Annotated in this window: 27 protein-coding genes and 1 tRNA gene; 18 read left to right on the top strand and 10 right to left on the bottom strand. The window is 72.3% G+C overall.

Features of this window, described 5'->3' with window-relative positions; translation table 11 throughout:
* Positions 1–3: 3 nt before the first annotated feature.
* Together ACIQPR_RS43055 and ACIQPR_RS43050 are read right to left on the bottom strand one after the other, a co-directional pair.
* Entirely contained in the window at positions 4–771 is a 768-nt protein-coding gene (locus ACIQPR_RS43055) for an SDR family oxidoreductase (protein WP_403661051.1), read from the bottom strand.
* A gap of 8 nt (positions 772–779) precedes the next feature.
* Positions 780–1,955, bottom strand: a complete 1,176-nt coding sequence (locus tag ACIQPR_RS43050; protein WP_403661048.1) for a phytanoyl-CoA dioxygenase family protein — start codon at positions 1,953–1,955, stop codon at positions 780–782.
* Positions 1,956–2,062: 107 nt separating this feature from the next.
* On the opposite strand from ACIQPR_RS43050, the gene ACIQPR_RS43045 reads away from it, so the two are divergent.
* Positions 2,063–3,094, top strand: a complete 1,032-nt coding sequence (locus tag ACIQPR_RS43045) for a LacI family DNA-binding transcriptional regulator (protein ID WP_403661045.1) — start codon at positions 2,063–2,065, stop codon at positions 3,092–3,094.
* A 6-nt stretch (positions 3,095–3,100) separates the two neighbouring features.
* On the opposite strand, the gene ACIQPR_RS43040 is transcribed toward ACIQPR_RS43045, so the two are convergent.
* Positions 3,101–3,445 carry a cupin domain-containing protein gene (locus tag ACIQPR_RS43040; RefSeq protein ID WP_403661042.1) on the bottom strand — a complete coding sequence of 115 codons (345 nt, stop codon included), beginning with the start codon at positions 3,443–3,445 and terminating at the stop codon, positions 3,101–3,103.
* A 175-nt stretch (positions 3,446–3,620) separates the two neighbouring features.
* On the opposite strand from ACIQPR_RS43040, the gene ACIQPR_RS43035 reads away from it, so the two are divergent.
* Positions 3,621–4,133 carry a hypothetical protein gene (locus ACIQPR_RS43035; RefSeq protein WP_403661039.1) on the top strand — a complete coding sequence of 171 codons (513 nt, stop codon included), beginning with the start codon at positions 3,621–3,623 and terminating at the stop codon, positions 4,131–4,133.
* Between the two features lie 49 nt (positions 4,134–4,182).
* Here ACIQPR_RS43035 and ACIQPR_RS43030 read toward each other — a convergent pair whose 3' ends face one another.
* The gene (locus tag ACIQPR_RS43030) at positions 4,183–5,877 is read right to left on the bottom strand and encodes a helix-turn-helix domain-containing protein (RefSeq protein WP_403661036.1); all 1,695 of its coding nucleotides are present in this window, start codon (positions 5,875–5,877) and stop codon (positions 4,183–4,185) included.
* Positions 5,878–6,038: 161 nt separating this feature from the next.
* Between ACIQPR_RS43030 and ACIQPR_RS43025 the strand changes: the two genes are divergently transcribed.
* The 3 genes from ACIQPR_RS43025 to ACIQPR_RS43015 are packed head-to-tail and all read left to right on the top strand — an operon-like array spanning position 6,039 to position 9,730.
* Positions 6,039–7,775, top strand: a complete 1,737-nt coding sequence (locus ACIQPR_RS43025; RefSeq protein WP_403661033.1) for an FAD-dependent oxidoreductase — start codon at positions 6,039–6,041, stop codon at positions 7,773–7,775.
* Positions 7,776–7,802: 27 nt separating this feature from the next.
* A complete protein-coding gene (locus ACIQPR_RS43020; protein ID WP_403661030.1) occupies positions 7,803–8,663 on the top strand; it encodes an intradiol ring-cleavage dioxygenase in 861 nt (286 codons plus the stop codon).
* Positions 8,660–9,730 carry a maleylacetate reductase gene (locus tag ACIQPR_RS43015; protein ID WP_403661027.1) on the top strand — a complete coding sequence of 357 codons (1,071 nt, stop codon included), beginning with the start codon at positions 8,660–8,662 and terminating at the stop codon, positions 9,728–9,730. The genes ACIQPR_RS43020 and ACIQPR_RS43015 overlap by 4 nt, the downstream gene beginning before the upstream one ends.
* A 48-nt stretch (positions 9,731–9,778) precedes the next feature.
* Here ACIQPR_RS43015 and ACIQPR_RS43010 read toward each other — a convergent pair whose 3' ends face one another.
* Positions 9,779–10,357, bottom strand: coding sequence for a TetR/AcrR family transcriptional regulator (locus tag ACIQPR_RS43010; RefSeq protein WP_403661024.1), 579 nt, complete (start codon positions 10,355–10,357; stop codon positions 9,779–9,781).
* A gap of 147 nt (positions 10,358–10,504) precedes the next feature.
* On the opposite strand from ACIQPR_RS43010, the gene ACIQPR_RS43005 reads away from it, so the two are divergent.
* The 5 genes from ACIQPR_RS43005 (at position 10,505) to ACIQPR_RS42985 (ending at position 14,512) form a co-directional block, all read left to right on the top strand.
* Positions 10,505–11,971, top strand: a complete 1,467-nt coding sequence (locus ACIQPR_RS43005) for an MFS transporter (protein WP_403661021.1) — start codon at positions 10,505–10,507, stop codon at positions 11,969–11,971.
* 28 nt (positions 11,972–11,999) lie between these two features.
* Positions 12,000–12,764, top strand: a complete 765-nt coding sequence (locus ACIQPR_RS43000) for an NUDIX hydrolase (RefSeq protein ID WP_403661018.1) — start codon at positions 12,000–12,002, stop codon at positions 12,762–12,764.
* 69 nt (positions 12,765–12,833) lie between these two features.
* Positions 12,834–13,745 (top strand): YceI family protein, encoded by a 912-nt coding sequence (locus ACIQPR_RS42995; RefSeq protein WP_403661015.1) that lies wholly within the window; start codon positions 12,834–12,836, stop codon positions 13,743–13,745.
* 60 nt (positions 13,746–13,805) lie between these two features.
* Positions 13,806–13,879: transfer RNA gene (locus ACIQPR_RS42990), tRNA-Pro, on the top strand.
* 177 nt (positions 13,880–14,056) lie between these two features.
* Positions 14,057–14,512, top strand: a complete 456-nt coding sequence (locus ACIQPR_RS42985) for a tellurite resistance TerB family protein (protein ID WP_403661012.1) — start codon at positions 14,057–14,059, stop codon at positions 14,510–14,512.
* Between the two features lie 205 nt (positions 14,513–14,717).
* On the opposite strand, the gene ACIQPR_RS42980 is transcribed toward ACIQPR_RS42985, so the two are convergent.
* Positions 14,718–15,650, bottom strand: a complete 933-nt coding sequence (locus ACIQPR_RS42980) for a M56 family metallopeptidase (RefSeq protein ID WP_403661009.1) — start codon at positions 15,648–15,650, stop codon at positions 14,718–14,720.
* Between the two features lie 5 nt (positions 15,651–15,655).
* A complete protein-coding gene (locus tag ACIQPR_RS42975; protein WP_403661006.1) occupies positions 15,656–16,054 on the bottom strand; it encodes a BlaI/MecI/CopY family transcriptional regulator in 399 nt (132 codons plus the stop codon).
* A 162-nt stretch (positions 16,055–16,216) separates the two neighbouring features.
* Here ACIQPR_RS42975 and ACIQPR_RS42970 point away from each other — a divergent pair, with 162 nt between their 5' ends.
* Positions 16,217–16,792 carry a TerD family protein gene (locus ACIQPR_RS42970; protein WP_403661003.1) on the top strand — a complete coding sequence of 192 codons (576 nt, stop codon included), beginning with the start codon at positions 16,217–16,219 and terminating at the stop codon, positions 16,790–16,792.
* A gap of 45 nt (positions 16,793–16,837) precedes the next feature.
* The gene (locus ACIQPR_RS42965; RefSeq protein WP_403661000.1) at positions 16,838–17,419 is read left to right on the top strand and encodes a TerD family protein; all 582 of its coding nucleotides are present in this window, start codon (positions 16,838–16,840) and stop codon (positions 17,417–17,419) included.
* Positions 17,420–17,468: 49 nt separating this feature from the next.
* Here the strand turns inward: ACIQPR_RS42965 and ACIQPR_RS42960 are convergent, their stop codons facing one another.
* A complete protein-coding gene (locus tag ACIQPR_RS42960; RefSeq protein ID WP_403660997.1) occupies positions 17,469–18,128 on the bottom strand; it encodes a zinc ribbon domain-containing protein in 660 nt (219 codons plus the stop codon).
* A 165-nt stretch (positions 18,129–18,293) separates the two neighbouring features.
* Here ACIQPR_RS42960 and ACIQPR_RS42955 point away from each other — a divergent pair, with 165 nt between their 5' ends.
* Positions 18,294–18,971: a lytic transglycosylase domain-containing protein gene (locus ACIQPR_RS42955; protein WP_403660994.1), complete on the top strand. Its 678-nt coding sequence runs from the start codon at positions 18,294–18,296 to the stop codon at positions 18,969–18,971.
* Positions 18,972–19,120: 149 nt separating this feature from the next.
* Positions 19,121–19,411 (top strand): Sec-independent protein translocase subunit TatA, encoded by a 291-nt coding sequence (gene tatA / locus ACIQPR_RS42950; RefSeq protein WP_403660991.1) that lies wholly within the window; start codon positions 19,121–19,123, stop codon positions 19,409–19,411.
* Between the two features lie 114 nt (positions 19,412–19,525).
* Here the strand turns inward: tatA and ACIQPR_RS42945 are convergent, their stop codons facing one another.
* Positions 19,526–19,690 carry a twin-arginine translocase TatA/TatE family subunit gene (locus ACIQPR_RS42945; protein WP_403660988.1) on the bottom strand — a complete coding sequence of 55 codons (165 nt, stop codon included), beginning with the start codon at positions 19,688–19,690 and terminating at the stop codon, positions 19,526–19,528.
* 164 nt (positions 19,691–19,854) lie between these two features.
* On the opposite strand from ACIQPR_RS42945, the gene ACIQPR_RS42940 reads away from it, so the two are divergent.
* The 4 genes from ACIQPR_RS42940 to ACIQPR_RS42925 all read left to right on the top strand — a co-directional run bounded on the left by ACIQPR_RS42940 (position 19,855) and on the right by ACIQPR_RS42925 (position 24,329).
* On the top strand, positions 19,855–20,862 hold the full coding sequence (locus tag ACIQPR_RS42940; protein WP_403660985.1) for an ion transporter: 1,008 nt from the start codon (positions 19,855–19,857) through the stop codon (positions 20,860–20,862).
* Positions 20,859–22,568 (top strand): LCP family protein, encoded by a 1,710-nt coding sequence (locus tag ACIQPR_RS42935; RefSeq protein WP_403660982.1) that lies wholly within the window; start codon positions 20,859–20,861, stop codon positions 22,566–22,568. The genes ACIQPR_RS42940 and ACIQPR_RS42935 overlap by 4 nt, the downstream gene beginning before the upstream one ends.
* A gap of 147 nt (positions 22,569–22,715) precedes the next feature.
* Positions 22,716–23,939 carry a molybdopterin molybdotransferase MoeA gene (locus ACIQPR_RS42930; protein ID WP_403660979.1) on the top strand — a complete coding sequence of 408 codons (1,224 nt, stop codon included), beginning with the start codon at positions 22,716–22,718 and terminating at the stop codon, positions 23,937–23,939.
* A 111-nt stretch (positions 23,940–24,050) separates the two neighbouring features.
* Entirely contained in the window at positions 24,051–24,329 is a 279-nt protein-coding gene (locus ACIQPR_RS42925) for a hypothetical protein (protein WP_403660976.1), read from the top strand.
* 51 nt (positions 24,330–24,380) lie between these two features.
* On the opposite strand, the gene ACIQPR_RS42920 is transcribed toward ACIQPR_RS42925, so the two are convergent.
* Positions 24,381–25,406, bottom strand: coding sequence for a glycoside hydrolase family 43 protein (locus ACIQPR_RS42920; RefSeq protein ID WP_403660973.1), 1,026 nt, complete (start codon positions 25,404–25,406; stop codon positions 24,381–24,383).
* Between the last annotated feature and the right edge of the window lie 55 nt (positions 25,407–25,461).

Here is a 25,461-nt window from a genome sequence, read left to right as displayed (position 1 = left end):
GGGTCAGTCGAGCGCGCCCGGGACGTTCTGGTCCCAGTCGATCACCGAGCCGGTGACCACGCCGGACCGGTCGGAGAGCAGGAACACGACGAAGTCGGCGATCTCGTCCGGCTGCCCCAGCCGGCCCATCGGGAGCCGGGCCGCGGCCTGTTCGCGCCAGTCGTCGCCCGCGCCGTGGAAGGCGCGCTGGGTGGCGTCCTCGCCCTCGGTGTCGGTCCAGCCGATGTTGACGGTGTTGATCCGGATCCGGTCGAAGCGGTGGGCGTGCGCCGCGTTGCGGGTCAGCCCGGCGAGTCCGGCCTTGGCGACGGAGTAGGCGGCGAGGTGGGGCGGCCCGCCGTGGGCGCAGTTGGAGCCGATGTTGACGATCGTGCCCGGTGCCGCGCGCCCCACCATGTCGGCGACCGCCGCCCGCGTCGCGAAGAACGGTGCCTTGAGGTTGATCGCGATGTGCTGGTCGAAGAGTTCGGGTGTGGTGTCCAGCAGCGAGCCGCGCGAGGTCAGTCCGGCCGCGTTGACGAGGCAGTCGACGCGCCCGTGGGCCTCGACGGTCGCCGCGACGCTGTCGCGGGCCCGGCCCGGATCGGAGAGGTCGGCGCGCACGAAGCGGGCACCCGTGTCGGCGGCCAGCTTCTCGCCCACCTCCGCCCGGCGGCCGGTGAAGTCGACGGTCGCGCCCTCGCGCACCGCCGCCCGGACGATCGCCGCGCCCACGCCCTGGCTGCCGCCGTTGACGAGGACGACCTTGCCGTCGAGAAGTCGAAGTCCCATGGTCTCCCTCAGCTCTCGCGCCGCTCGGCACCGGCCCGCAGTTCTCCGCGAAGGGCCTGCGGGGCCCACCCCTCACGCACCGCGCGCCGCACGATGTCGGCCTGCGAGGGCGGGGCGAGCCCCTCGACCGGCGGGTCGTTGTCGAGGTTGGTGGGGAAGGGGTAGCCCTCGGCGCAGGCCGCGACGACCGCGTCCAGCCACTCCTCGCCGGCGCCCGCCGCCTTCCGGCTGAGCAGCACCGGGAAGACCGCGTTGCTGACGGCCTCGCGGTCCACCGTCTCCATCGCCCGCCCGAACGCGGAGGACACCTGGAGCAGATTGGCCATGCGCCGCACATCGGTGGTGCGGTTGGTGCCGGCCGCGTGGAACACCGCCGGGTTGAAGAACGCGGCATCGCCCTTGGCGAGCGGGAGTTGGACGTGGTGGGCCTCGAAGTAGGCCTGGAACGGCGGGAGTCGCCACGCCAGATAGCCCGGCTCGTACTTGTGCGAGTGCGGAAGGTACAGCGTCGGCCCCGACTCCACCGGCATGTCGCAGTGCGCGACGGCTCCTTGGAGGGTGAGCACGGGGGAGAGGCGGTGCACGTGCGCCGGGTAGCCCGCGGCGGTGTCGTTGCCGAGGAAGCCGAGGTGGTAGTCGCGGTGCGCGGTCTGCGCCGCGCCGCCCGGGTGGACCACGTTGACCTGCGAGGTGACCTGGTAGCCGGGGCCGAGCCAGGCGACGGACACCAGGGCCAGCAGGTCGTTGGCGTAGTAGTCGGCGAAGGCCTCCGGGTCGTAGAGCGCAGCCTTCTCCAGGGCGTTCCACACCCGGTCGTTGGCCCCCGGCTTCGCGAAGTGGTCACCGGCGCCCGCGCCGGAGGCGTGCTGCTCGGCGATCAGCGCCTCGAAGACCTCGGTCGTACGGTCCACCACGGACGCGTCCGGGAACGTGTCCCGCAGGATCACGACGCCGGGCCCCTCCGTGAACGCCCGCACCAGTTCGCTCTGCACCTCGCGGCGCTCACCGGCCGCCACCGACTTGCGCAGCTGGTCGCTGTCGTAGACGAGGACCTCGCGCTCGACCGAGGAGGCGTAGGGGAAATCGCCCGGGTCGGTCGGCCGCTCGACGAGTGCGCGGAAGGCGTCGAGGTCGCAGTCCTGCTCGGTGAGCCAGGCGGGGCGTGGTGCTGATGTGAAGGACATCGTCGTCCCCTCGGGTCACGGAGTGGTGCGTTCCTGTCATTCTTGTCAGTACAAACCCGTCGAACAACCGGCAGCGAGCCATCAAAAACCCCTCAAGGAGGAGACCCGTGGGCCACCCCTTCCCGATCAGGGAAATCGCACGTCAGGCGGGTCTCAGCGAGGCCACCGTGGACCGGGTGCTGAACGGCAGGGGCGGTGTCCGGGAGAGCACCGAGCGTGAGGTCAGGCAGGCCATCGCCGATCTCGACCGGCAGCGCACCCAGGTCCGGCTGGTCGGCCGCACCTTCATGATCGACATCGTGATGCAGACGCCGGAGCGGTTCTCCACCGCCGTACGGGTGGCGCTGGAGGCGGAGCTGCCCGATCTGCACCCCGCCGTGGTGCGCTCCCGCTTCCACTTCCGGGAGACCGCCCCGGTGAGGGAACTCGTCGGGACCCTGGAGCGGATCGCCCGGCGCGGCTCGCAGGGCGTGATCCTCAAGGCGCCGGACGTCCCCGAGATCACCGCGGCCGTCGGCCGGCTCGTCGCCGCCGGCATCCCGGTCGTCACCCTGGTCACCGACCTGCCCGCGAGCGCCCGCCTGGCCTATGTCGGGATAGACAACCGGGCGGCGGGCGCCACCGCCGCCTACCTCATGGGCCAGTGGCTCGGCGACCGCCCCGGCAATGTCCTCACCAGCCTGAGCAGCGGCTTCTTCCGCAACGAAGAGGAGCGCGAGATGGGCTTCCGCAGCACCATGCGGGCCCGCTGCCCGGACCGGTCCCTCGTCGAGATCACCGAGGGCCACGGCCTGGACGCCACCCAGTACGAGCTGGTCCGGGCCGCCCTGAAGCGGGACCCGGACATCCGCGCGGTCTACTCGATCGGCGGCGGCAACATCGCGACCCTGCGCGCCTTCGCCGACCTGGGCCGCGAGTGCGCCGTGTTCGTCGCGCACGACCTCGACCACGACAACACCCGGCTGCTGCACGAGCAGCGCCTGTCCGCCGTCCTCCACCACGACCTGCGCCAGGACGTCCGCGAGGCCTGCCGCATCGTGATGCGCGCCCACGACGCGCTGCCGCCCGCCGGACCGGCCCTGCCGTCCGCGATCCAGGTCGTCACGCCCTACAACATGCCCACCGCCGGGCCGCGTTGAGGCCCGTCAGAGGGTGATCGCGTACGCCTTGCGCAGCGTCTCGCGCACGGTCCACGTCGTACGGTCGCCCGCGCGCAGCACGGCCATGTCACCGGGACCGACCTCCAGGGTCGGCCCGCCCTCGACCTCGATGGTCGCCGAGCCGCTGATCACGACGAACAGCTCGTCCGCCTCCGTGTCGGTGACCACCCCGGGCGTGATCTGCCAGATCCCCCGGATCTGCCGCCCGTCCTCGGACTCCCACACGACCTTCCCGGTCACCTCCGGCGTACCGGACACGATCTGCGCCGGGTCCAGCGGTTCGGGTTCGAGCTCGGCGTCGGGGATGCGGACAACGAAACTGTGTGTCATACCGCCGACCCTAGCCCGGTCCACCGCGCCCCGGGCGTGGACACTGTGTGGGGTATCGGCCCAGGTCGGAGGACACTTCGTCGCCCGGTGGCGGGGAGCGGGGGCCCGGGTGATCGTGGAGGGGAAGCGTCCCCGTACACTCGCGATCCCCGTACGCCTGCGAAGAGGGCAGCCCATGGCGGACACCACGACGGCCCTCCCCGAGCCGCACCGGCACGACACCCGGGAGAACATCCTCTTCGGAGGCGTCTACGGCGCCGTCCTCGCCTGCTCGATGGTCGCCGCGCTCACCCAGTACGGCCACACCTCCAGAGGCAGCCGCCGCTACGACGCCCTGTGGCTGCTGGTGACGGCGGGCGCCTCGGCGCTGGCCCACGGGTACGCCCACTACATCGCCGAGCGTGCCCCGCACCGCCGCTGGGACGCCCTGCGCACGCTGCGCGACGAATGGCCGCTGGTCGCCGCCGCGCTGCCCACCGTCCTGCTGCTGGCCGGGGCGGGCTGGGGCTGGTGGCCCGCGAAAGGCGTCGAGTACGCGGCCTTCGTCCTCAACATCGCGCTGCTGTTCGGCCTGGGCCTGGTCACGGCCCGCTGGTCGGCGCGGAGTTGGGCGGTCGCCCTGGTCATCGGGGCGCTGGACGCGCTGCTCGGCGTGGTGGTCGTGGTAGCGAACGCCCTGATCAAATAAGCCGGTTCGGAAGACGCCCCAGGGGCCGCGAGGTTTCCGGCGGGCCGGTTCAGGAGACGCCCTGATAGCCGCGCAGCTTCCGGTACAGCGTCGCCCGCCCGATGCCCAGCGCGGCAGCCGCCCGCGCCTTGTTGCCGCCGTGCCGGCGCAACGCGGCCAGGATCGCGGCGCGTTCGGCGTGCTCCATCGGGCTGAGCCGCCGGGCGGCGGGGCCCTCCCGGACGGGATCGGGCAGTTCGGCCCGGCGCACCGGACCGGTGACCCGCCGATGCTCCGCCAACGTCCGCACGACATGCGCGAGTTCGGTGACATTGCCGGGCCAGGGATGCTCCTCCAGAGCCCGCAGCGCGTCCAGCGTCCAGCTCAGCGGCGGCTGTCCCGGGGCCGGCCGGGGCGCCAGGACCGGCAGCAACTCCCGCACGTCCTCCCGGCGTTCGCGCAGCGCGGGCAGGGCGACCGACCGGGCGGCCAGCGTGTCCAGCAGGCGTTGGAAGCAGGGGCCCGGGGCGGTCCCGGGCGTGTAGGTGACCAGCAGCCGTACGTCCGGGTGCTCGTCGAGCAGGGAGTTGAGCGCGGCGACGTCCGGCTGCGCGAGGCGTTCCGCGTGCCGCAGCAGCAGAGCGCGTCCGTCGGCCAACTCGCTGTACTTCACGCCCAGTTCCGGCGACTCGGCGGCGTCGGCGACCAACGGCACATCCTCGCCGAGCAGTTCGCGGGCCAGCGCGGTCTTGCCGGTGCCGCGCTCGCCGGTCAGCAGCAGCGGCTGAGGCACCCGGGCCAGCTCGACCGCCCGCGCGACCGCGTGCCGCCAGGGCACCGAGCCGCCCGTGAGCGCCAGCGCGGGGCGCGGCGCCGGACCGGGCCCGTCGGCGGCGCGCGCGGCGAGTACGGCCACGATGCCCAGGACGCGGCCCTCGTGCCGTACCGGAGTGATCTCCGCGGTGCAGCCGGCGCCCTCGGGGAGCGGGCTGCCGCAGGGCGGCTCGCCCGTGCTCGCGCGTTCCAGGGCGGCCAGCACCTGGGGGGTGGCGAGGCGGACGGCGGCCTCGCTGATCAGGCGGTTGCGGCCGTCGAGGGCGACGACCGCGCGGCCGGGGCCGTGCGCGGCACCGGTGTAGGCGTCCAGGAGCACCCGTTCGGCCGTACGGGAGCGGGCGAGGAGTTCCGCCTCCACCGCGACGGCCGCCGCCTCCGCGAGGGCGGCCCCGGGATGCGGGCCGCAGCCGGCGCACAGACCGGACGCGACCGTCACCGTGCCGAGCGGCCGGCCGGTCTCCGGGGCGAGCAGCGGCACGCTGACGGCGGACACCTCCTGCCACACGTCGAGGAAGTGCTCCGGGCCGTGCACCTCGGCCCGCCGCCGGGTGCGCAGGGCGAGCGCCGCGCTGTTGTGGCCCACCTCCCGCTCGGACAGATCGCGGCACCGGTCACCCCCGGGCACCTCGCCCGCCGCCCACACCACCCGTGGCCGCTCGTCGGTGAGGAGCAGCGCCGCGTGCCCGCCGAGGGCCGGCGCGATGCGCTCCAGGACCGGCCCCGCCGCCTCCAACAGGGCCGATTCGACGGGCGGTTCGGGCTCCTGGGGTGGAGCGTCGAGGTCGTGCCGTACGCCGAAGAAGCGGGCCCGCCGCCAGGCGGCGAGGACCTCGTCGGGGACGTCGTCGGGCAGCGGACGGCCGGCCAGGAACCGTTCGCGCGCCCGGCGCAGCGGGCCGAGGGCGGGGGAGTGCTCCACGATGGTCATGACGCCTCTCACCGTATCCGGCCCCTGTCGGCGGCCGTCGCGGGGCGGTGACTGTCTCGTAATGAGACACCCGAGGGGGTACCGCCCGCCCGATGATCCTGAAGAGTCGGTGCCTTTCCCGTCCCGGTCCCAACCGGTCTCACCCCCTGGAGCGTCCCGCCGTGCACGTTGTCGAGACCGACGTACTGATCGTGGGCAGCGGCCCGGCCGGCGCCGCCGCCGCACTCGCGCTGAGCACCTACGGCGTCCCCCACATCGTCGTCACCCGCTACGCGCGCCTGACCAGGACGCCCCGCGCGCACATCACCAACCAGCGCACCATGGAGGTCCTGCGCGATCTTGGTGTCGAGGACGAGGTGCTGGCCAAGGCGACCCCGCAGCACCTGATGGGCGACACCACGTTCTGCACCAGCCTGGCCGGCGAGGAACTGGGCCGGATCCGCTCCTGGGGCAACGACCCGCTCGTGCAGGCCGCGCACGACCTGGCCAGCCCGACCCGCATGTGCGACATGCCGCAGCACCTGATGGAGCCGGTCCTCGTCGACGCGGCGCTCGCCCGCGGCTCGAACGTCCGCTTCAGCACGGTCTACAAGTCCTTCGTCCAGGACGAGGACGGTGTCACGGTCACCGTCGAGGACCGGCTGCGCGGCGACGAGTACCGCATCCGCGCCAAGTACCTGATCGGCGCGGACGGCGGCCGTTCGCAGGTCGCCGAGGACGCCGGACTGCCGATGGGCGGCCAGATGGGGGTCGCGGGCAGCATCAACATCGTCTTCGACGCGGACCTGACGAAGTACACCGCCCACCGCCCCTCCACCCTCTACTGGGTGCTCGCCCCGGGCGCCACCGTCGGCGGCATCGGCGCGGGCCTGGTGCGCTGCGTCAGGCCCTGGAACGAGTGGCTGATCGTGTGGGGCTACGACGTGAGCGCCGGCGCCCCCGACCTCACCGAGGAGTACGCGCTGTCCGTCGTACGGCAGTTGGTCGGCGACGACGACATCCCGGTGACCATCAGGTCGTCCTCCGCGTGGACGGTCAACGAGATGTACGCCGAGACCTACGCCAACGGCCGCGTCCTGTGCGCCGGGGACGCCGTGCACCGCCACCCGCCGTCCAACGGGCTCGGCTCCAACACCTCGATCCAGGACGCCTACAACCTGGCCTGGAAGCTCAAACTGGTCCTCGACGGAACCGCCACGCCGAAGCTGCTCGACACCTACGACGCCGAGCGCGCCCCGGTCGGCAGGCAGATCGTCACCCGCGCCAACAAGTCCATCGGCGAGACCGCCCCGATCTTCGAGGCGCTCGACGGACTCTCCCCGCAGACCCCCGAGCGGCTGTGGGCCAACATCGCCGCCCGCAAGGACGCCACCGAGGCCGCCGCGAAGCAGCGGGCCGCGCTGCGCGAGGCCATCGCCTTCAAGGTCTACGAGTTCAACGCGCACGGCGTCGACCTCAACCAGCGCTACACGTCCGACGCGATCGTCCCGGACGGCACACCCGACCCCGGCTTCGACCGCGACCCCGAGCTGTACCACCGGCCCAGCTCACGGCCCGGCGCCAAACTCCCGCACGCCTGGATCACCTCGGGCACCCGCACCCTCTCGACCCTCGACACCGTCGGCAAGGGCCGCTTCACCCTCCTCACCGGCATCGGCGGCGAGACCTGGCTGCGCGCGGCCGGCGCCCAGCCCCTCGACATCGCCACGGTCGTCATCGGCCCCGGGCAGCGGTACGAGGACCCGTACGGCGACTGGGCCCGCCTCAGGGAGATCTCCGACGCGGGCGCCCTGCTGGTCCGACCGGACGGCCATGTCGCCTTCCGCCACGCCGACGCGGCCGAGAACGCGGAACAGTTGCTCACGGACGCGCTGCGCCGCATCCTCGGGCACGGCTGACATTTCGTATCGGGCAGGGAGCCGTACATGACCACTCACGCCACCGTCACGGACGAGGCGCTCGCGAGCCTGCGGGAGACCGCCGACCCCCGCCTGCGCGAACTGCTGTCGGGCCTGGTCCGGCACCTGCACGCGTTCGCGCGGGAGACCCGTCTGACCCAGGACGAGTGGGAGCGGGCGATCGGCTTCCTGACCGAGACAGGGCAGACCTGCACGGACACCCGGCAGGAGTTCATCCTCCTGTCGGACGTGCTCGGCCTGTCGATGCTGGTGGAGACCATCAACGGCGACCGGGCCGCCGGATCCACCGAGTCGACGGTGCTCGGCCCCTTCCACATGACCGAGTCGCCGGTGCGCGCGCTCGGCGCGGACATCGACCTGGTGGGCGGCGGCGAGCCCTGCGTGGTCAGCGGCCGGGTCGTCTCGGGGGACGGCACCCCGCTCCCCGGCGCCCACCTCGACGTGTGGCAGGCGGACGGCAACGGCTTCTACGACGTGCAGCGGCCGGACGTCCAACCCCCGGGCAACGGACGGGGGTTGTTCACCACGGACGCCGAGGGCCGCTTCTGGTTCCGCACCTGCGTGCCGAGCCCGTACCCCATTCCCACCGACGGCCCGGTCGGCGACCTCCTGAAGGCGACCGGCCGCCACCCCTACCGCCCCGCCCACATCCACTTCATCGCCTCGGCCGACGGCCACACCCCCGTCACCACGCACATCTTCGTCGCGGGCAGCGACTACCTCGACTCCGACGCCGTCTTCGCCGTGAAACAGAGCCTCGTCGAGGACTTCGCCCAGGTCGACGACCCGTCCCTGGCACGGGAGTTCGGCATCGCCAACCCGTTCCGGCACGCCCGCTTCGACCTCGTACTGGAGCGGCAGCCGTGAAGGACTTCCTCGACTTCGCCTACGACGCCCAGCCCATGCGGGTCGTCTTCCGCCCCGGCGCCGCGCTGACCGCGACCGCCGGTGAGGCGCGACGGCTCGGTCTACGACGGGTGTTGGTGCTCTCGGGCACCCGGGGCGCCGACACCGCGCAGGCGGTCGCCGACTCGCTGGGCGAGGTGTGCGTCGGTGTGCACACCGGGGCGAGGATGCATGTGCCGGTCGAAGTCGCAGACCGGGCCGTGGAGTTGGCACGCGCCCTGGGCGCCGACGGCTGTGTCGCGGTCGGCGGCGGCTCGTCGATCGGCCTCGGCAAGGCCATCGCCCTGCGCACCGGCCTCCCGCTGATCGCGGTGCCCTCCACCTACTCCGGCTCCGAGATGACTCCGGTGTGGGGCCTGACCGAACACGGCGCCAAACGCACCGGCCGCGACCCCGCCGTCCTGCCCCGCAGTGTCGTCTACGACCCGGAGCTCACCCTCGGCCTGCCCGTCCCGCTCACGGTGACCAGCGCCCTCAACGCCACCGCGCACGCCGTCGAGGCCCTGTACGCCCCGGACGGCTCCCCCCTGGTCGCGCTGATGGCGCAGGAGGGGGTGCGGGCGATGGCGGGCGCGCTGCCCGAACTCGCCGCCGAGCCGGGCTCGTTGGAGGCCCGGGGCCGTGCCCTGTACGCGGCGTGGCTGTGCGGCTCCTGCCTCGGCGCGACCACCATGGGCCTGCACCACAAGCTGTGCCACGTCCTCGGCGGCACCTTCGGCCTCCCGCACGCGCAGACGCACACGGTGGTGCTGCCGTACGCGCTGGCGTACAACACCCCCGCCGCACCGGAGGCGGCGGACGCGGTGGCCCGCGCGCTGGACGCCCCGGTCGCCGCGACCGCCCTGTGGGAGCTGGCCGGACGGCTCGGCGCCCCGCGCACGCTCGCCGAACTCGGCCTGAAGGAGAGCGACTTGGCGACGGCCGCGGCACAGGTGGTCGGCCAGGCGTACGCCAACCCCCGGCCGGTCACCGAGGAGGGTGTGCTCGCCCTGCTGCGGGCGGCGTACGAGGGCACCGCACCCGTGTAGTCGGTGGCTCGTACGGTCGAGGGTCCGCGCGGTCGAGGGTCCGCGCGGTCAGTGGTTCGTGCGGACGCCGTCCAGCGCGATGGCCAGGACGCGGTCGCGCTGGGCGTCGTCGACGAACGTCGTCCCGGTGACGCCGGCCACCAGCCGCAGCAGATCACCGAAGTCCATGTCGGTGCGGGCCACGCCCGCCTTCTGCGCGCGCTCGAACAGCGGGCCGCCCGCGGAGTACATCGAGTCGCGGCAGGTCCCGAAGATCTCCGAGTCGTTCTCCAGGGCCTGGCGCACCGCCTGCTTGGTGACCATGTAGCCCGAGAAGCGGTTCAGCCACGCCGTCAGCGCCTCCCACGGCTCCTGGTCGGCGACGTCCAGGGCGGCCTGGCACAGGGTGTTGACCTCGTCGGCGTAGACGCTCTCGAAGAGGGCGCGGCGGGTCGGGAAGTTGCGGTAGAGGGTGCCGATGCCGACGCCCGCCCGTCTGGCGATGTCCTCAAGGGAGGCTTCCGCGCCGTGCTCCGCGAAGGCCTCGCGGGCCGCGGCCAGCAGGGCGTCGTAGTTGCGGGCGGCGTCCTTGCGGTGGGGGCGCTGGGCCGCGACGATTTCGCTGACGGGGAACGGCTGGACCGTCACTGGTGCCTCCCGGGCGGACTCGGTTGAACCGGAGGTGTACCTCCGCTATGGTGGAGGGGTACCTCCACTTTAGCAGTGGTGGGTGCGTACCGCCGTCGACGTGTGCGTGCGGACGCGCCCTGCCTGCTTGTTTCGGAGAGGCTCTCCATGCCCCGCACATCCACCACCCGCCTCACCTTCGCGGTCCTCGCGACGGGAGCGGGCGTCTTCTCCATGTTGCAGTCGCTGATCGCGCCGGCCCTGCCGACCGTCCAGCACGCCCTGCACACCTCCCAGTCCACCGCGACCTGGGTGATGACGGCCTATCTGCTGTCCGCCTCGGTCTTCACCCCCATACTCGGCCGCGTCGGCGACCTCGTCGGCAAGAAGCGCACCCTCGTCGCCGTCCTGCTGGCCGTCCTGGCCGGCTGTCTGGTCGCCGCGCTCGCCCCCAACATCGGCGTCCTCATCGTCGCCCGGGTCGTCCAAGGCGTCGGCGGCGCGCTGTTCCCGCTCTCCTTCGGCATCATCCGCGACGAGTTCGACGCGCCCCAAGTGCCGGGCAGCATCAGCAACCTGTCCGCCGTGATCGCCGCCGGCGGCGGTGTCGGCATGGTGGCCGCAGGCCCCATCGTGTCCGCGCTCGACTACCGCTGGCTGTTCTGGTTCCCCGTCGGCATCGTCGCCGTCACCACCCTCATCGCCCTGCGCTACGTCCCCGAGTCGCCGAGCCGCGCCGAGGGCAGCGTCAACTGGACCGGCGCCGTACTCCTGTCCGGCTGGCTCGTCGCGCTGCTGCTCCCGCTCAGCCAGGCCGGCAGCTGGGGCTGGGGCTCCACGAAGGTCGTCGGCCTCTTCTCCGCGGCCGTCGTGATCTTCGCGGCCTGGCTGTTCTCCGAGGCCCGCTCGCGCAGCCCGCTCATCGACCTCAAGGTCATGCGCCTGCCGTCCGTGTGGACCACCAACACCGCCGCGCTGCTCTTCGGCGCCGGCATGTACTCGATCTGGTCCTTCCTGCCCGGCTTCGTCCAGACCCCGTCGTCCGCCGGGTACGGCTTCGGCGCCAGCGTCACCGCGTCCGGACTCCTCATGCTGCCGATGCTGATCGCGATGTTCGTCTCCGGCGTCCTCAGCGGCAGACTGGAACCCGTCGTCGGCGCCAAGGCGCTGCTCACCACCGGTGCCGCGCTCGGCGCGGTCGCCTGCGGCATCCTCGCCCTCTGGCACGACCGGCAGTGGCAGATCGCCCTCGTCGCGGGCGTCTTCGGCCTCGGCATCGGACTCGCCTTCGCCTCCATGGCCAACCTCATCGTCGGCAGCGTCCCGCCCGAGCAGACCGGCGCCGCCACCGGCATGAACGCCAACATCCGCACCATCGGCGGCTCCATCGGCGCCGCCGTGACCAGCGTCCTGGTCACCGGCCACCTCCAGGCGTCCGGCCTGCCGTACGACTCCGGGTACACCCACGGATTCACGCTGCTGGCCGTGCTCTGTCTCGCGGCGGCCCTGGCCGCGCTCATGGTGCCGGTGCGACGGTCCGGCCGCGGCGGCGGAAAGACCGTCGGCACCTCGCGGGCGGCGCTGCTGAAGGCGGAGACGGAGGCCTCGGCGGTGGCACCCGGCGCCCTGAACTGAACACCGCCCGGTGTGCCAGCATGAGCCGATGATCGAACAGAGCGCGCGCCGCCCCGGCGCCGAACTCCTGGACGTCCACCGGCTCCGGCTCGTCGAATCGGCCGCTCCTCGGCTCACCCCCGAGGAGCGGCTCGCCATGGACCGGGTCTGGGACGAACGGGTGCGCGCCAACCCGAGCTTCTTCGACGGGCCGGTCCTGGTGTGCGCGGGCGCGGAGCGGGCGGGGCCGGACGAACTGGTCATCTCCTGGGTACGGACGACGTACCGCCACTTCGCCCTGCGGCGCGTCCCGTTCTCCACCTCGTGGCTGCCGTCGTTCTTCGTCTCCGTCCTCCAACCGGCCGACGACGGCCGCCTGTTGGTCGGCCGCATGTCCGACTCCACGGCGGCGCCCGGCCGTTGGCAGCTGCCGGGCGGCTCGCTCGAACCCCCCGAGGGCGACGAACCGCTCGACGTGCGGGCCCTGCACTGCCATGCCGCACGGGAGTTGGCCGAGGAGACCGGCATCGAGGCCCGGCCCGAGGACCTCACCTTCTGGAACGTCGTCCGCGCCGGGAACGGCAGTGTCGGCGTTCTGTTCCGCGCGCCGTCGCTCCCGGAGACCGACATACGCGCCCGGCACGCGGCGACGGCCGGGGCGGAGCGCGCCCGGGGCCGCGAACCGGAACTGGACGCCATCGCCCTGATCCACTCCACGGCCCAGTTCCCGCTCCTGGTGGGCACACGCGCGGACTACCTGGAGCCGATCGTCCGCCGCTACGCGGAGGGCGCCGGAACGGGTGTCTCGATTTGAGACACCCGCAGGGATCCCGAAGCCTTCATGATCGGCGGAGCACGACCGCTGTGAAGAAAGGTGATCACCATGGCCCTCGCACTGCTCAGGCGCCGGAGGACCAAAGGCGCCCCGGCCGCGGCGGGCCTCTCGCTCCCCCTCCCGCCCGGCGCGGGCGGCCTCGGCCGGGAGATCGTCGACCCGATGGGCTCGCCCATGGCCTCCGCCGATGTCACGGTGACGGCCCTCGACTCGCACCGCGTCATCGCCTCCGGCACGACCGACCCGTACGGCTACTTCCTCGCCGCGCTGCCGCCCGGACGCTACAGCCTCCTCGTCTCGGCCCAGGGACTCCAGCCGCACCAGGAGACGGTGGAGATCGCCGCCGGAACCGCCGGGCCCGTCGAACGCGTATGGCTCCTGCCCGGCCGCGCCCAGGAACTCCCGCCGCCCGGCACCTGGCTCTTCGACCCGCCGCACACCGCGATCCGCTTCATCGCCAAGCACGTCGGCATGGCCCATGTGCACGGCCGGTTCGAACGCTTCCAGGGCGGCATCCAGATCGCCCAGGAGGTGGCCGAGTCCACGGTCCACGTCCGCATCGACGCGTCCAGCATCACCACCGGCAACACCACGCGGGACGACCATCTGCGCTCCGGCGACTTCCTCGACGTGGAGCGCTACCCGTACATCGACTTCACCAGCACGCGGTTCGCCTATCGCGGCGGCAGCAAGTGGACGCTCCAGGGCTCGCTGACCATGCACGGCGTGAGCCGCTCGGTGAACCTGGACACCACCTACCTGGGCACGGTCAACGGCGGCTACGCGGAGGAACTCCGCTGCGCGGCCCTCGCCACGGCCGAACTGCACCGCGAGGACTACACCCTCAACTGGCGCAGCATGCTCGCCCGGGGCATCGCCGTCGTCGGCCCCACCGTCCAACTGGAGCTGGACGTCCAGGCGATGTACCGCACCCACGACACCCCGACGTCGCCGAAGTGACCCGGCGCATGCGGTAAGGTTTACCTGCGCGTTCACCCGACCGACCGGGTGGGGCGCGACCGGGACGTGGCGCAGCTTGGTAGCGCACTTGACTGGGGGTCAAGGGGTCGCAGGTTCAAATCCTGTCGTCCCGACGGTGCGAAGGGTCTTCGCGGGCGAGAGCTCGCGGGGGCCCTTTTCGTATGGGCCGGGTCCGGTCTTCGAGTGCGCGCGCCGCGCCCACCCGTGCTGCTATGTTCTACAACGCTGTAGATATAGAACCGGACGGTCGCCCGCCGTGGCGCGGACGGCCCGGAGCACTCGGAGTTGGCATGGCGCTGTGGGACCGCATCAAGGAGTCGGCATCGACGATGCAGACCCAACTCGTGGCGAAGAAGAACGACTTGAAGAGCGGCGCGTTCCGGGACGCGAGCATGGCGATGTGCGCGCTAGTCGCCGCCGCGGACGGGAGGATCGACCCCTCCGAGCGGCAGCGGGTCGCGCAACTCATCTTCAGCAACGAGGTGTTGCAGAACTTCCCGGCCGACGACCTCCAGCGCCGCTTCGACGACAACCTGAACAAGCTGACCGCCGACTTCGACTTCGGCAAGGTGGGCGTGCTCCAGGAGATCGCCAAGGCGAAGAAGAAGCCGGCCGAGGCGCGTGCGGTGATCCAGATCGGCATCGTCATCGGCGGCGCGGACGGCGACTTCGACCCCACCGAGCGCGCCGTGGTCCGCGACGCCTGCTTCGCGCTGGGGCTGCCCCCGCACGAGTTCGACCTCTGAGCCGACCGCGCTGAGCGGAACGGGCCATCGGGCGATCCGTCCATCGATCCATTCGCTCATTCGCCCATTCGCCCATTCGCTCATCGGCCTTGTGGCCTACGGGAGTTGAGTCCCGTAGGCCGCGCCCGTGCCGGCGCCGGCGCCAGCGCCCGTATCGCGCTCGCGGCCACGCCCGTGCCCGCCGCCGCCCCCGACCCCCCTGTCCCTACAGCGGCGTCGCCGCGTGCAGCAGGAGCAGCAGGGTCACCGCCGAGTTCGCCGAGAGTGTCGCGGACAGGGCGGCGCCCGCCGCCGCGCTCCACAGTGCCAGGCCCACCGCGGTGAAGAGCGGTGGCCAGGCGCGGGCCGGTGGCGCCGGTGCCAGCAGCGCGGCGACGCGGCGGGGGAGCGGGCCGGGCGCCGCGAAGCCCGCGAGCGCCGGTGCCGTTGTGCCGCGCCGTACGAGGGCCGCCTTGCCGATCGCGCGGGCCACGGCCTTGCGGCTGCCGACGGAGTGGGCGGCCTCCTCGTCGGCCCAGCGCTCGGCGACGTAGGAGACGGCGGTCCGCAGTGGCAGCAGGAACGGGTTGGCCTGGGCGGCGAGTTGGGCGATCAGCAGGTGGCGGTGGTGCCGGGCGGCGAGATGCGCCCGCTCATGGGCGAACAGGGCGCGCCGCTCCCGGGTGTCCAGCCGGCCGAGCATCGCGGTGGACACCACGATCCGGTCGCGCGGACCGCCGGGCAGGGCGTAGGCGTACGGCTCGGCGTCGGTGAGGACCGCGACCGGTGTGTCGCGCAGGCCCGCGAGCGCCGCGTGGGCCAGCCGCCGTACCCGGAAGTGGCGCCACAGAGTCCGGCCGCAGCCCCCGACCACCGCCAGCAGCAGGGGAATCGCGGCCTTGCCCACGATCTCGTCCTGGGGCACGCTCTCCCGTACCTCGGGGTCCGACCAGCCGTCCGGCAGGGGATTGCCGGGCAGTTGGGCGGTGCCGACCACCATCAGCAGCCCCAGGCACAGGGTGCTGCACACGGCCATGACGGCGGCCACGACGCTCAACACGGTCGTGGCGGCGCGCGGGTGCAGATGCTGGGTGGCGAGATGGGCGATCGGCCAGGCGGTCAACGGCAGGAGCAGCGGCAGGAAGACGAAGACGCCCACGGGCTTCAGCCCGCCGGCTCGTCGGGAGCGTCGGCCGCCTGGTCCAGCAGGGCGCGCAGCAGCTGTTCGTCGTCCTCCGGAAGGGCGGTGATGAAGCTGGCCAGCACCGCCCTGCGGTCCTGCTCGCGGTCGAGCACCTTGCGCATCTTCAGCGCGGCGAGCCCGGCCTCGTCCGCGGCCGGCGACCAGACGAACGAACGGCCTTCCCGCCTGCGGGTCACGGCCTGTTTCTCCAGCAGCCGGATCAGCACCGTCATCACGGTCGTGTAGGCGAGTTCGGCGTCCAGGCGCTCCTGTACCCAGGCCGCGGTGACCGGCCCGTCGGCGGTGCGCAGGACGCTGAGCACCTGCGTCTCCAGCGCGCCCTGTGCCCGGCGCGGGGGGCGCGGATCCGGTTTCGCCACGTTCCGTTCTCCTCCTGCCGCTACGGGGTCGTGATCGTCACATCGTAGCGACGCGGTGGCGGTGGGCCGTGCCGCCCTCCCCTTGATTTCTACACTGTTGTAGATTCTAGCTCGGGTCCGTGCCGCGGATCCGGATCGTCGGTATGCGTGGAGGGACGAGTCATGGGTGTTTCCCTGTCCAAGGGCGGCAACGTATCGCTGAGCAAGGAGGCGCCGGGCCTGACGGCGGTGCTGGTCGGACTGGGCTGGGACGTGCGCACCACGACCGGCGCGGACTTCGACCTGGACGCCTCCGCGCTGCTGCTCGACACCTCCGGCAAGGTCCTCTCCGACCTGCACTTCGTGTTCTACAACAACCTCAAGAGCCCCGAGGGCGCGGTGGAGCACACCGGCGACAACCTCACCGGTGAGGGCGAGGGCGACGACGAGTCCCTCAAGGTGGACCTGGCCGCCGTACCGGCCGAGGTCGACAAGATCGTCTTCCCCGTCTCGATCCACGACGCGGACAACCGCCAGCAGTCCTTCGGGCAGGTCCGCAACGCGTTCATCCGCGTCGTCAACCAGGCCGGCGGCGCCGAACTCGCCCGCTACGACCTCTCCGAGGACGCGTCGACCGAGACCGCCATGGTCTTCGGCGAGCTGTACCGCAACGGCGCGGAGTGGAAGTTCCGTGCCGTGGGCCAGGGTTACGCCTCCGGACTGGCCGGTATCGCCGCGGACTTCGGCGTCGGCGTCTGAGGCGTCCGCCCACCATTTCCCGAACGGCAGAAAGAGAGACCGCGCATGTCCGTCAACCTGGGCAAGGGCCAGCAGGTCAGCCTCAGCAAGTCCGACGGCAGTGCCCTGACGTCCGTCCGCATGGGGCTGGGCTGGCAGGCCGCGCCCCGCAAGGGATTCCTGGCCAAGCTGACCGGCCCCCGCGAGATCGACCTGGACGCCTCGGCGGTGCTCTTCGCCGGCCGGGAACCGGCCGACGTCGTCTTCTTCCAGCACCTGACGAGCGACGACGGCTCCGTCCGCCACACCGGCGACAACCTGATCGGCGGCGCCGGCGGCGGTGACGACGAGACGATCCTGGTCGACCTCGCCCGCGTCCCCGTGCACATCGACCAGATCGTCTTCACGGTCAACTCGTTCACCGGGCAGACCTTCGCGGAGGTGGAGAACGCCTTCTGCCGCCTGATCGACGAGACCACCGGTCAGGAACTGGCCCGGTACACCCTCAGCGGCGGCGGCGCCTACACGGCCCAGATCATGGCGAAGCTCCACCGCTCGGGCGGCGGCTGGCAGTTGAAGGCGATCGGCGAACCCGCGGCGGGCCGGACCTTCCAGGACCTGCTGCCCGCCGTGGCCGCCCACCTGTGACACCTGGTCAGGGGCCCCGTCCACCGAGGCCGGTGCCCCGCCGACCGCGTCACCTCCGGGTTCCGCACCCGGGGCAGAACGCCGCACCGTCCGGCACCGCGGCCGAACAGGACGTGCACGCGTTGGACTGGGCGAGGTGGTACCCGCAGCCTGAGCAGAAGGCGGCGCCGTGCGTCTCGGTGCGGCACTGGGGGCACACCAACTGCCTTGGCGTGGTGGGGTCGTAGGCCTGACCGGCCTGCTGCCCCGCGCTGTACGCGCGCTGGGAGGCCATGTCGTTGAGGCCGCGTTGCTGCGCCGCCATGGCCTCGGCGGCGGTGTCGGGCGCGCAGCGCAGGCACAGTCCCTGGGCCGCGTTCCAGCAGCGCCCGCAGACGTATTCGGTGCAGCGCGCGCAGCGGTTGAAGTGCCCCTCCGCGTTGTCGATCGCCTGCTGGAAGGCGTGGTCGCGGGCCTGGCCCCAGCCGGCCCCGGCGAGCCCGTCGGCCGCGGAGGACACACCCCGGCCCGCGCTGCCGAGCATGCTCCAGGCCATGTCGACACCCTTGCCGAGCCAGGTGGCGGCCCGCTCACCGACGTAGGCCTGGAACGGTGAACGCCAGGTGTCGTAGCAGCGGGCGCAGGAGAACTCGAACTGGAAACCCGCTCCCGTGCCGTTGCGCACGCACAGGTCACGGTAGTTGTTGCTGAAGTAGATCTCACCGCTCATGTGGTCCCCCCACAGTTCAGGACATCGGCACCCTGCCGTATGACGCGAGCGGCAGAGTACTGGTTCTCGCCAAATTCCCGATGATGGGGGACATCTTCCCGCAGGAAGGGCTTGCGGTACGTTCGGGTACCCGGATGTGCACACCGTCCCGATGGAAGGCGGGAGATGGCCGAAACCCGGACCGGGTCCCCGACCCGGCGACGATGGCTCGCGCTCGCGGTCTTCGCGATCGTCGTCTACGTCCTCGTGCGCGCCGCCGACACCCCGCAGGCCGCGACTCCGCACTCTTCGCCGGGGCCCTCCCACTCGCCCTCGGCGAGCCCCTCGCCCCGGGCCACGACCACGACCACCAGCACCTCGTACGACCCCGCCACATACGCGCCCCAGGTCCGCGCGAGAGCCCAACAGGCTGGTGTGAGCGCCCAGTTGGTGATGGCGATCCTCTACAACGAGGCGTACAAACCGCATGACGCGGCCTTCGAGCGGGCCTGGCAGCGGTACAAGCCGGACGCGGCCTTCGGGATCGCCAACATGCACCGCGCGACCTTCGACGAGGTCAAGCAGGGCCGGGACTTCGCCGGACGGAGCTGGGACGAACTGCCCGACGACCGCGACCTCGCCATCGAGGCCGAAGCCTGGTACCTGCACGACCTGGCGGCCCGACTGCCCGCGACCCGGCAGACCTCCCTCACCGAGAACGACCTCCTCGCCCTCGGCTACAACACCGGCGCGGGCAACATGCTCGCCTTCGCGCGCGGTACGGCACCGGGCAGCCAGGCGCGGTCGTACCTGGACCGGCTGCACGCCAACTGGGCCAAGGCCGGGAGAGCCGTCGCCGGATGAGATGAGAAGGGAATGTTCACCCCGAGATGGTTGAGGTGAGGGCCGTCCCCACCCCATAGTTGTACGGTTGCGCAATATGGCAAGCGTGACGGGTGGTGTTCCGCGCCCCGCGGGCACCGCCGTCCGACAAAGAGAGTGGGAGTGGCGGCATGCTCCGCAACGGACTGGAACCGTGGCACCTGCTGGTCGTGGCGATCGTCGTCATCGTGCTGTTCGGCTCGAAGAAGCTGCCCGAGGCGGCGCGCGGACTGGGCAAGTCCATGCGCATCCTCAAGAGCGAGGCCAAGGCGATGAAGGACGAGAACGCCCCTCCGGCCCCCGCCGAGCGGTCCGACGCCTCCGCCGCGACCCCGGACGCGTCGGTCACGCGTCAGGTCCAGGCCGCCCCGGGCGACACCGCCTCGGCCCGCCCGGTCACCGAGGGCACCGCGACCGTCTGAGCCGCGGAGTCCGCGAGTCCGGTGGTTCGGTGATCCCGGACTCCGGTAGTCCTGGACTTCGGTGGTCCCGGACTCCGGTCCGCGTCAGGCGCTCGCCGCCCGTCCCCGAGTCGCTCAAGGCCGCCGGGAATCCGCATCCGGCTCCTTGAGCGCTCGGGTCTCGCTCTTGAAGATCCGGGTCGCCCTGCCCGCCGCCCGCGTCAACTCCGGCAGCTTCTTGATCCCGAGGACGACCACCACGACGAGAAGGATCACGGCCAGTTCGCTCAAGCCGAACATCAGGTCTGCTTTCTCCCGGGAGTCGGACCGCTACGGAGTACCGGCCGCACAACACAATCTACAGTGCTGTAGAAGTCTCTCCTGAAGTGTGATCGCTCAACCACCCTGCCGTCCAGCCCGGTTGGCGGGGCCATGAGCCTGCGCGAGGGAGCGGAGACAGCCGGATGCCGGAGCAACACGACAACGGGACCGAGGCGGCGCCACGACCGGCCGACGGGCGATCGGCCCATGAGCGACCGGCCCGCGAGCGCCTGGCGCGCCGCTGCCGCACCGTCACCGAGGCCCGCTGGTTCGCCCTCACCGTCTTCGGCGTCATCCTCGCCAACGCCGCCCTGTTGGGCATCGAGACCTACCCGGGACCGGCCGCCGACTGGCACCGCTGGTTACGCCTGGCCGAACACACCTGCCTGGTCGCGTTCACCGCCGAGATCCTGCTGCGCCTGCTGGCCTGCGCCGACCGCCCCCGCGACTTCGCCGAGGACCCCTGGAACCTCTTCGACCTCGCCGTCGTCCTCTGCGCCTTCCTGCCCGTCGTACGCGAGAACACCACGGTCCTACGACTGCTGCGGCTGGCCCGCGTCCTGCGCACCGCCCGCTTCCTGCCCCAACTCCGCGTCGTCCTGGTCGCCGTGGCCCGCAGCCTCCCCGGCACACTGAGCTTCCTGCTCGTCGGCGGGCTGGTGCTGTACGTCTACGCCATGGTCGGCTGGGTCTTCTTCGGCCGCCAGGACCCCCAGCACTACGGCTCCATCGGCCGCGCCGTCCTCACCCTGTTCCTGCTGATGACCCTGGACGGCATCGGCGACGCCGTCCACGCCGGCCTGGAGATCTCCCGCTGGAGCCTGCTCTACTACGCGTCCTACGTGCTCCTCGCCTCCTTCGTCCTGGTCAATGTCCTGATCGGCGTGGTCCTCACCTCCCTGGACGACGCCCGCGCCACCGAGCGGGACGAGCCGCCGTACCGGAGTCCGCGCGCGGCCGGGGACGAGGACCGCAGGCTGCTGCTGGACCGTGTCGCCGCCGCCCGCCGGGCCCTGGACGACCTCGAACAGGACCTCGCGCGTTCGGAGTTGGGGACGGCCGGGAGGGGAGGTGCCATCGGTGTGAACGGCAACAGTTGCTATATTGCGCAATCATCCGGTGCCGGTGACAGCGTAGGGAGTGGTGGATGAGCGACCGCCGGGGCGAGACGTCCGGCCGTGCGGCCACGCGAGCTCGCTCCACCGTGCCGCACGCGCGCAGGGCGGACGGAGGGTCGGCCAACCGGCCGCCGACCGGCAGAGCCGCGGCCCGGCAGGCGGCACGGAACACCGGCCACGGCTCGCGCCGCCGCGCCAAACCGCCCGCCCGGCGCCGCCGGGTCGCCCGCATAGCCCTGATCACGGTCTCGGCGCTGATCCTCGTCACCGCCGGAGTCGGCACCTGGCTCTGGGAGCACCTCAACGGCAACATCAACAGCGTCGCGCTCGACGACGGCGCGGGCGGCAAGGAGAAGGCCGACGCCTTCGGCCGCACGCCGATCAACCTCCTGGTGATCGGCTCGGACGGCCGCAACAACGCCGCCGACTGCAAACTGGGCGGCGGCTGCGGCTCGGGGAAATCGACCAGCGGCCACAACGCGGACGTGGAGATGGTGGTCCATGTCTCCGCCGACCGTTCCAACGCCACGGTGATGAGCGTGCCCCGCGACACCATGACCCAGGTCCCCGCCTGCAAGGACCCGGACAGCAGCCAGGCGACGGCCGGTTACTACGGCCAGATCAACAGCGCCCTCCAGTACGGCCCCGCCTGCCAGGTGACGACCGTTCACCAGCTCACCGGCATCACCATCGACCACTTCGTGATGCTCGACTTCGCCGGTGTGGTGAAGATGTCCGACGCGGTCGGCGGGGTCTCGGTCTGTGTCAGCGACAACGTCTACGACACCTACTCGCACCTGAAGCTCGCCAAGGGCACGCACACCCTCAAGGGCGAGGCGGCGCTGGAGTTCGTGCGCTCGCGGCACGGCTTCGGTGACGGGAGCGACCTCGGCCGTACCGTCTCCCAGCATCTGTTCCTGAGCGCGATGATCCGCAAGTTCAAGAGCGCGGGCACGCTCGCCAACCCCGCCAAGGTGTACTCCCTGGCCGACGCGGCGACCAAGGCGCTCACGGTCGACGACGGACTGGGCAGCGTCGGCAAGCTCGTGGACCTGGCGACCGACCTGGACAAGGTCCCGTCCAAGCGGATGACGTTCACCACCATGCAGACCGGCGCCGATCCGACCAACGCCGACCGGGTCGTCCCGGCCGCCGGTGCCAAGTCCCTGTTCGCGGCCATCGCCGACGACCAGTCCCTGAGCGGGGGCGGCGGCAAGAAGAAAGCATCCTCCGCGCCCGCCACGACCGCGCCCGCCACCGTCCCGGCCGCCGAGGTCGCCGTGAAGGTGGAGAACGGCACCACGATCGGCGGACGCGCCTCCGTGATCGCCGACGCGCTCATCGCCAAGGGCTTCAGCTCCGGCACCAGCACCGGCAACGCCCCCGAACAGGCGGCGACGACCCGACTCACCTACGGCCCCGGCGAGAAGGCCGAGGCCCAGACGGTGGCCTCCGCCCTCGGCCTGTCCGCCGCGCACCTCACCCAGAGCGGCGCGAGCGGCCTGACCCTGGTCATCGGCGCCGACTGGACGAGCGGCACGACCCTCTCGGGCGGCTCCTCCGCCGCCGCCCCGGCCGACACCCACGCGGCCGTCTCCAACGCCAACGCCTCGACCGCCGACCAGTCCAAGAGCTGCGCCAAGGTGAGCCAGTACAAGACGGTCGCCCTTAACGGCGTACCGATGACACCGGCCCAGGCCTACGCGGCGGCCACCGGGAAGAAGGACTCGGCGTCGTAGCCGGACAGGAGGAGGGCGGGACGGCGGGACAGTAAGGGCGCTCCTCGCGCGCCTCACCGTCGGCCCTCGTCACTCGTGAGCGGACCGGAGCACGCCCGCAATCGCGCGGGCGGCCGGAGGTAAAGCGGCGGCGACAGGCTGACCGGCATGACCGTCCTCCTCGCCGCAGAGCCGATGACCGCCGCGTACCGCGATGTGCCGTGGGCGCGCGCACGGGAACTGGCCCACGCCGCCCCGACACCCCTGCCCGCTCGCCGAGTTGCGCTCGCCGGGGCGGCCGGACTGACGCTGGCCGAGGCGCTGCGCACGCACCGGCCGCTGCCCGGGTTCGACACGGCCGCCATGGACGGCCACGCGGTCGGTCCCGGGCCCGGCCCCTGGCAGCTGCGGGGCGCGGTGCGCGCGGGTGCCGTGTGGACGGGCGGGGCACTGGGACCGGGAGAGGCGGTCGAGATCTCCACCGGCGCGGTCGTGCCGTCCGGTGCGTGGGCCGTGCTGCCGCTGGAGGACTCCGAACGCCCCGCCCCTTCGCTCCTGGCCGGCCGGACCCCGGCCGAGGGGCGGCACATCCGCCGCGCCGGCGAGGACGCCCCGGCGGGCGCGGAACTGGCCCCGGCCGGCACCCGTGTCGGCCCCGCCCTGCTCGGCCTGGCCGCCGCCTGCGGCCACGACACCCTCGCGGTACGACCGCGCCCTCGCGTCCGTGTCCTGGTCACCGGCGACGAACTCACCCACACCGGCCACCCGGCCCCCGGCCGGATCCGCGACGCCCTCGGCCCGCTGCTGCCGTCCCTGGTGGACCTGCTCGGCGGCGAGGTCACCGAGTCGCGCCACCTGCCGGACCGTCCTGCGGGCGCGCTCGCCGACGCCGTGCGCCGCACACCCCACGACGCGGACGTGACCGTCGTGACCGGCTCCACGTCGGTCGGTGTCACCGACCGGTTGCGTGCCGTCCTGGCCGGGGGCGCCGCCCGCGACGGCGCCGCCCGATGGATCGTGGACGCGGTCGCCTGCCGCCCCGGCCATCCCCAACTCCTCGCCCAACTCCCGGACGGGCACTGGATCCTGGGCCTGCCCGGCAACCCGTACGCGGCCCTGGTCGCCGCCCACACCCTGCTCGCCCCGCTGCTGTCCGGCCTCACCGGACGCGCGCTGCGGCCCCTGCCCGGTGTCCCGCTCACCGGGGACATCCGCGTCGCCCCCGGCCGCACCCGCCTGGTCCCGGTCATCTGGGACGGCGCCACCGCCCGACCCCTCGGCGGCCACCGCCCCGCGTTCCTCCAGGGCGCGGCCCTCGCCGACGCCCTGGCCGCCGTACCTCCCCACTGGCAGCCGGGCGGCCCGGTGCCGTTGCTGCACCCGATCGGATAGACGCGGGACGACCCCGCTGGACGCGGGACGACCGGGTTCGACGAGGGGCGACGGTCGGCGCCCGGAAAATCCCGGCGCGAGCCTTCACCCGGTCCGTATGATCCTGCGGCGATGACGACGGTGATGAGAAGACGCGTGCAGTTCACCGAGCAGGTCGCGCGGTTCCGCGACTACATGCCGGCCTCGGACCGGGAGAAGTTCGAGCGCCTGCTCGGCCGGATCGTGGCCGACCCCGAGGGCGACGGCAGTCACCTCGCCTACACCACCGACACCGTGACACGTTCCGCGTGGGAGGACGGCGTCAACTTCCACTACGTCGTGACTGCCTTCTTCGTGGTGGTCATCGAGCTGGACATCTACGACGCCACGCGCGGCTTCAACGAGGTGTAGAACTCGAAGTCGCCGCCGCAGCAGGGCGGTTGACCCGGCAGTCCGGCCGGGTCAACCACCGCCGTCGAGGTCCGTGCGCTGCCGCACCACCCGCAACTCGCCGTCCAGCAGCTCCACTTCGTACAGCTTGCCGCGCGCGTTCTCGAACGGGCGGTGCAGGATCATCGTCAACTGCCCCTCGAACGTGCGGAACAGCATGCCGTGCCCGCTGTCCTCCCGTACCAGCGGCCGGTGTTGACGCCACGGCCCGGTGAGCGCGCCGGACTCCGACACGGCGTACGTCTGGACGTAGCCCCCGCTGAGGGTGCCGTCCGGGTCGGCCCGGTTCTTCTCGTACGTCGACCAGAGCATGAACAGGCTCCCGTCGGGCGCGTGGTGGAGCTGCGGTCCGTCCGTGACGTAGGGCGGGAGCTGGTGCGGTACCCCGGCCGGTATGTCCTCGCCGATCCAGCCCGCGTCCGAGGCCTTGAAGAGGAAGACCGGGTCGCCGATCGTCCCGGTCAGGTCCGGGGCCAGCCGGATCGCCTCCATCGTGCCGTCGACGGTCTGCAACCACTCGTGCGCGTACACCATCCACGGCTGCCCGGACGGGTCGACGTACAGCGTGCCGTCCAGGGTCATGAGGTGCTCGGGCGGGGTGGGCCGGGCGGGGTCGACCACGGTGAAGGGGCCCAGCAGCGAGTCGGACACGGCCGTGACCGTGCCGCGCCGGTGGTTCGGGAGGGCGAACGGCGTGCCCCAGTCGCCGGCCGGCCGCACCGGGAGCGGGCTCTTCTCGTCGTGCAGGGTGGTGAACAGGTAGTACCGGCCGTTCCACCGGTGCACCTCCGGCGCCCAACCGCCGTCGCCCGCCCACAGATCGGGCTGTTCCGCCGCCAGGAACACCACCGCGGGACGCGTCCACTCGCGCAGGTCGTGACTGCGGTAGACCATCGTGCCGACGCCCTCCACACCCGACACGGAAGGGTCGTTGGACGTGTAGAGGTGATAGGTGCGGGTCTCCTCGTCCGCGACGACGAACGGATCGTGCAACGGCATGTCGGGGAGCCGCAGGGGCTCGCTCACCTGGATCGCCATGGAGTCACCGTAGGCCCCGCGAACCCCTCGCGCACCACCGCTGTCGCGGGAAAAA

This window comes from Streptomyces sp. NPDC091280, assembly GCF_044768565.1.
Classification (GTDB): Bacteria; Actinomycetota; Actinomycetes; order Streptomycetales; family Streptomycetaceae; genus Streptomyces.
This window is presented reverse-complemented; position numbering and strand designations above follow the sequence as displayed.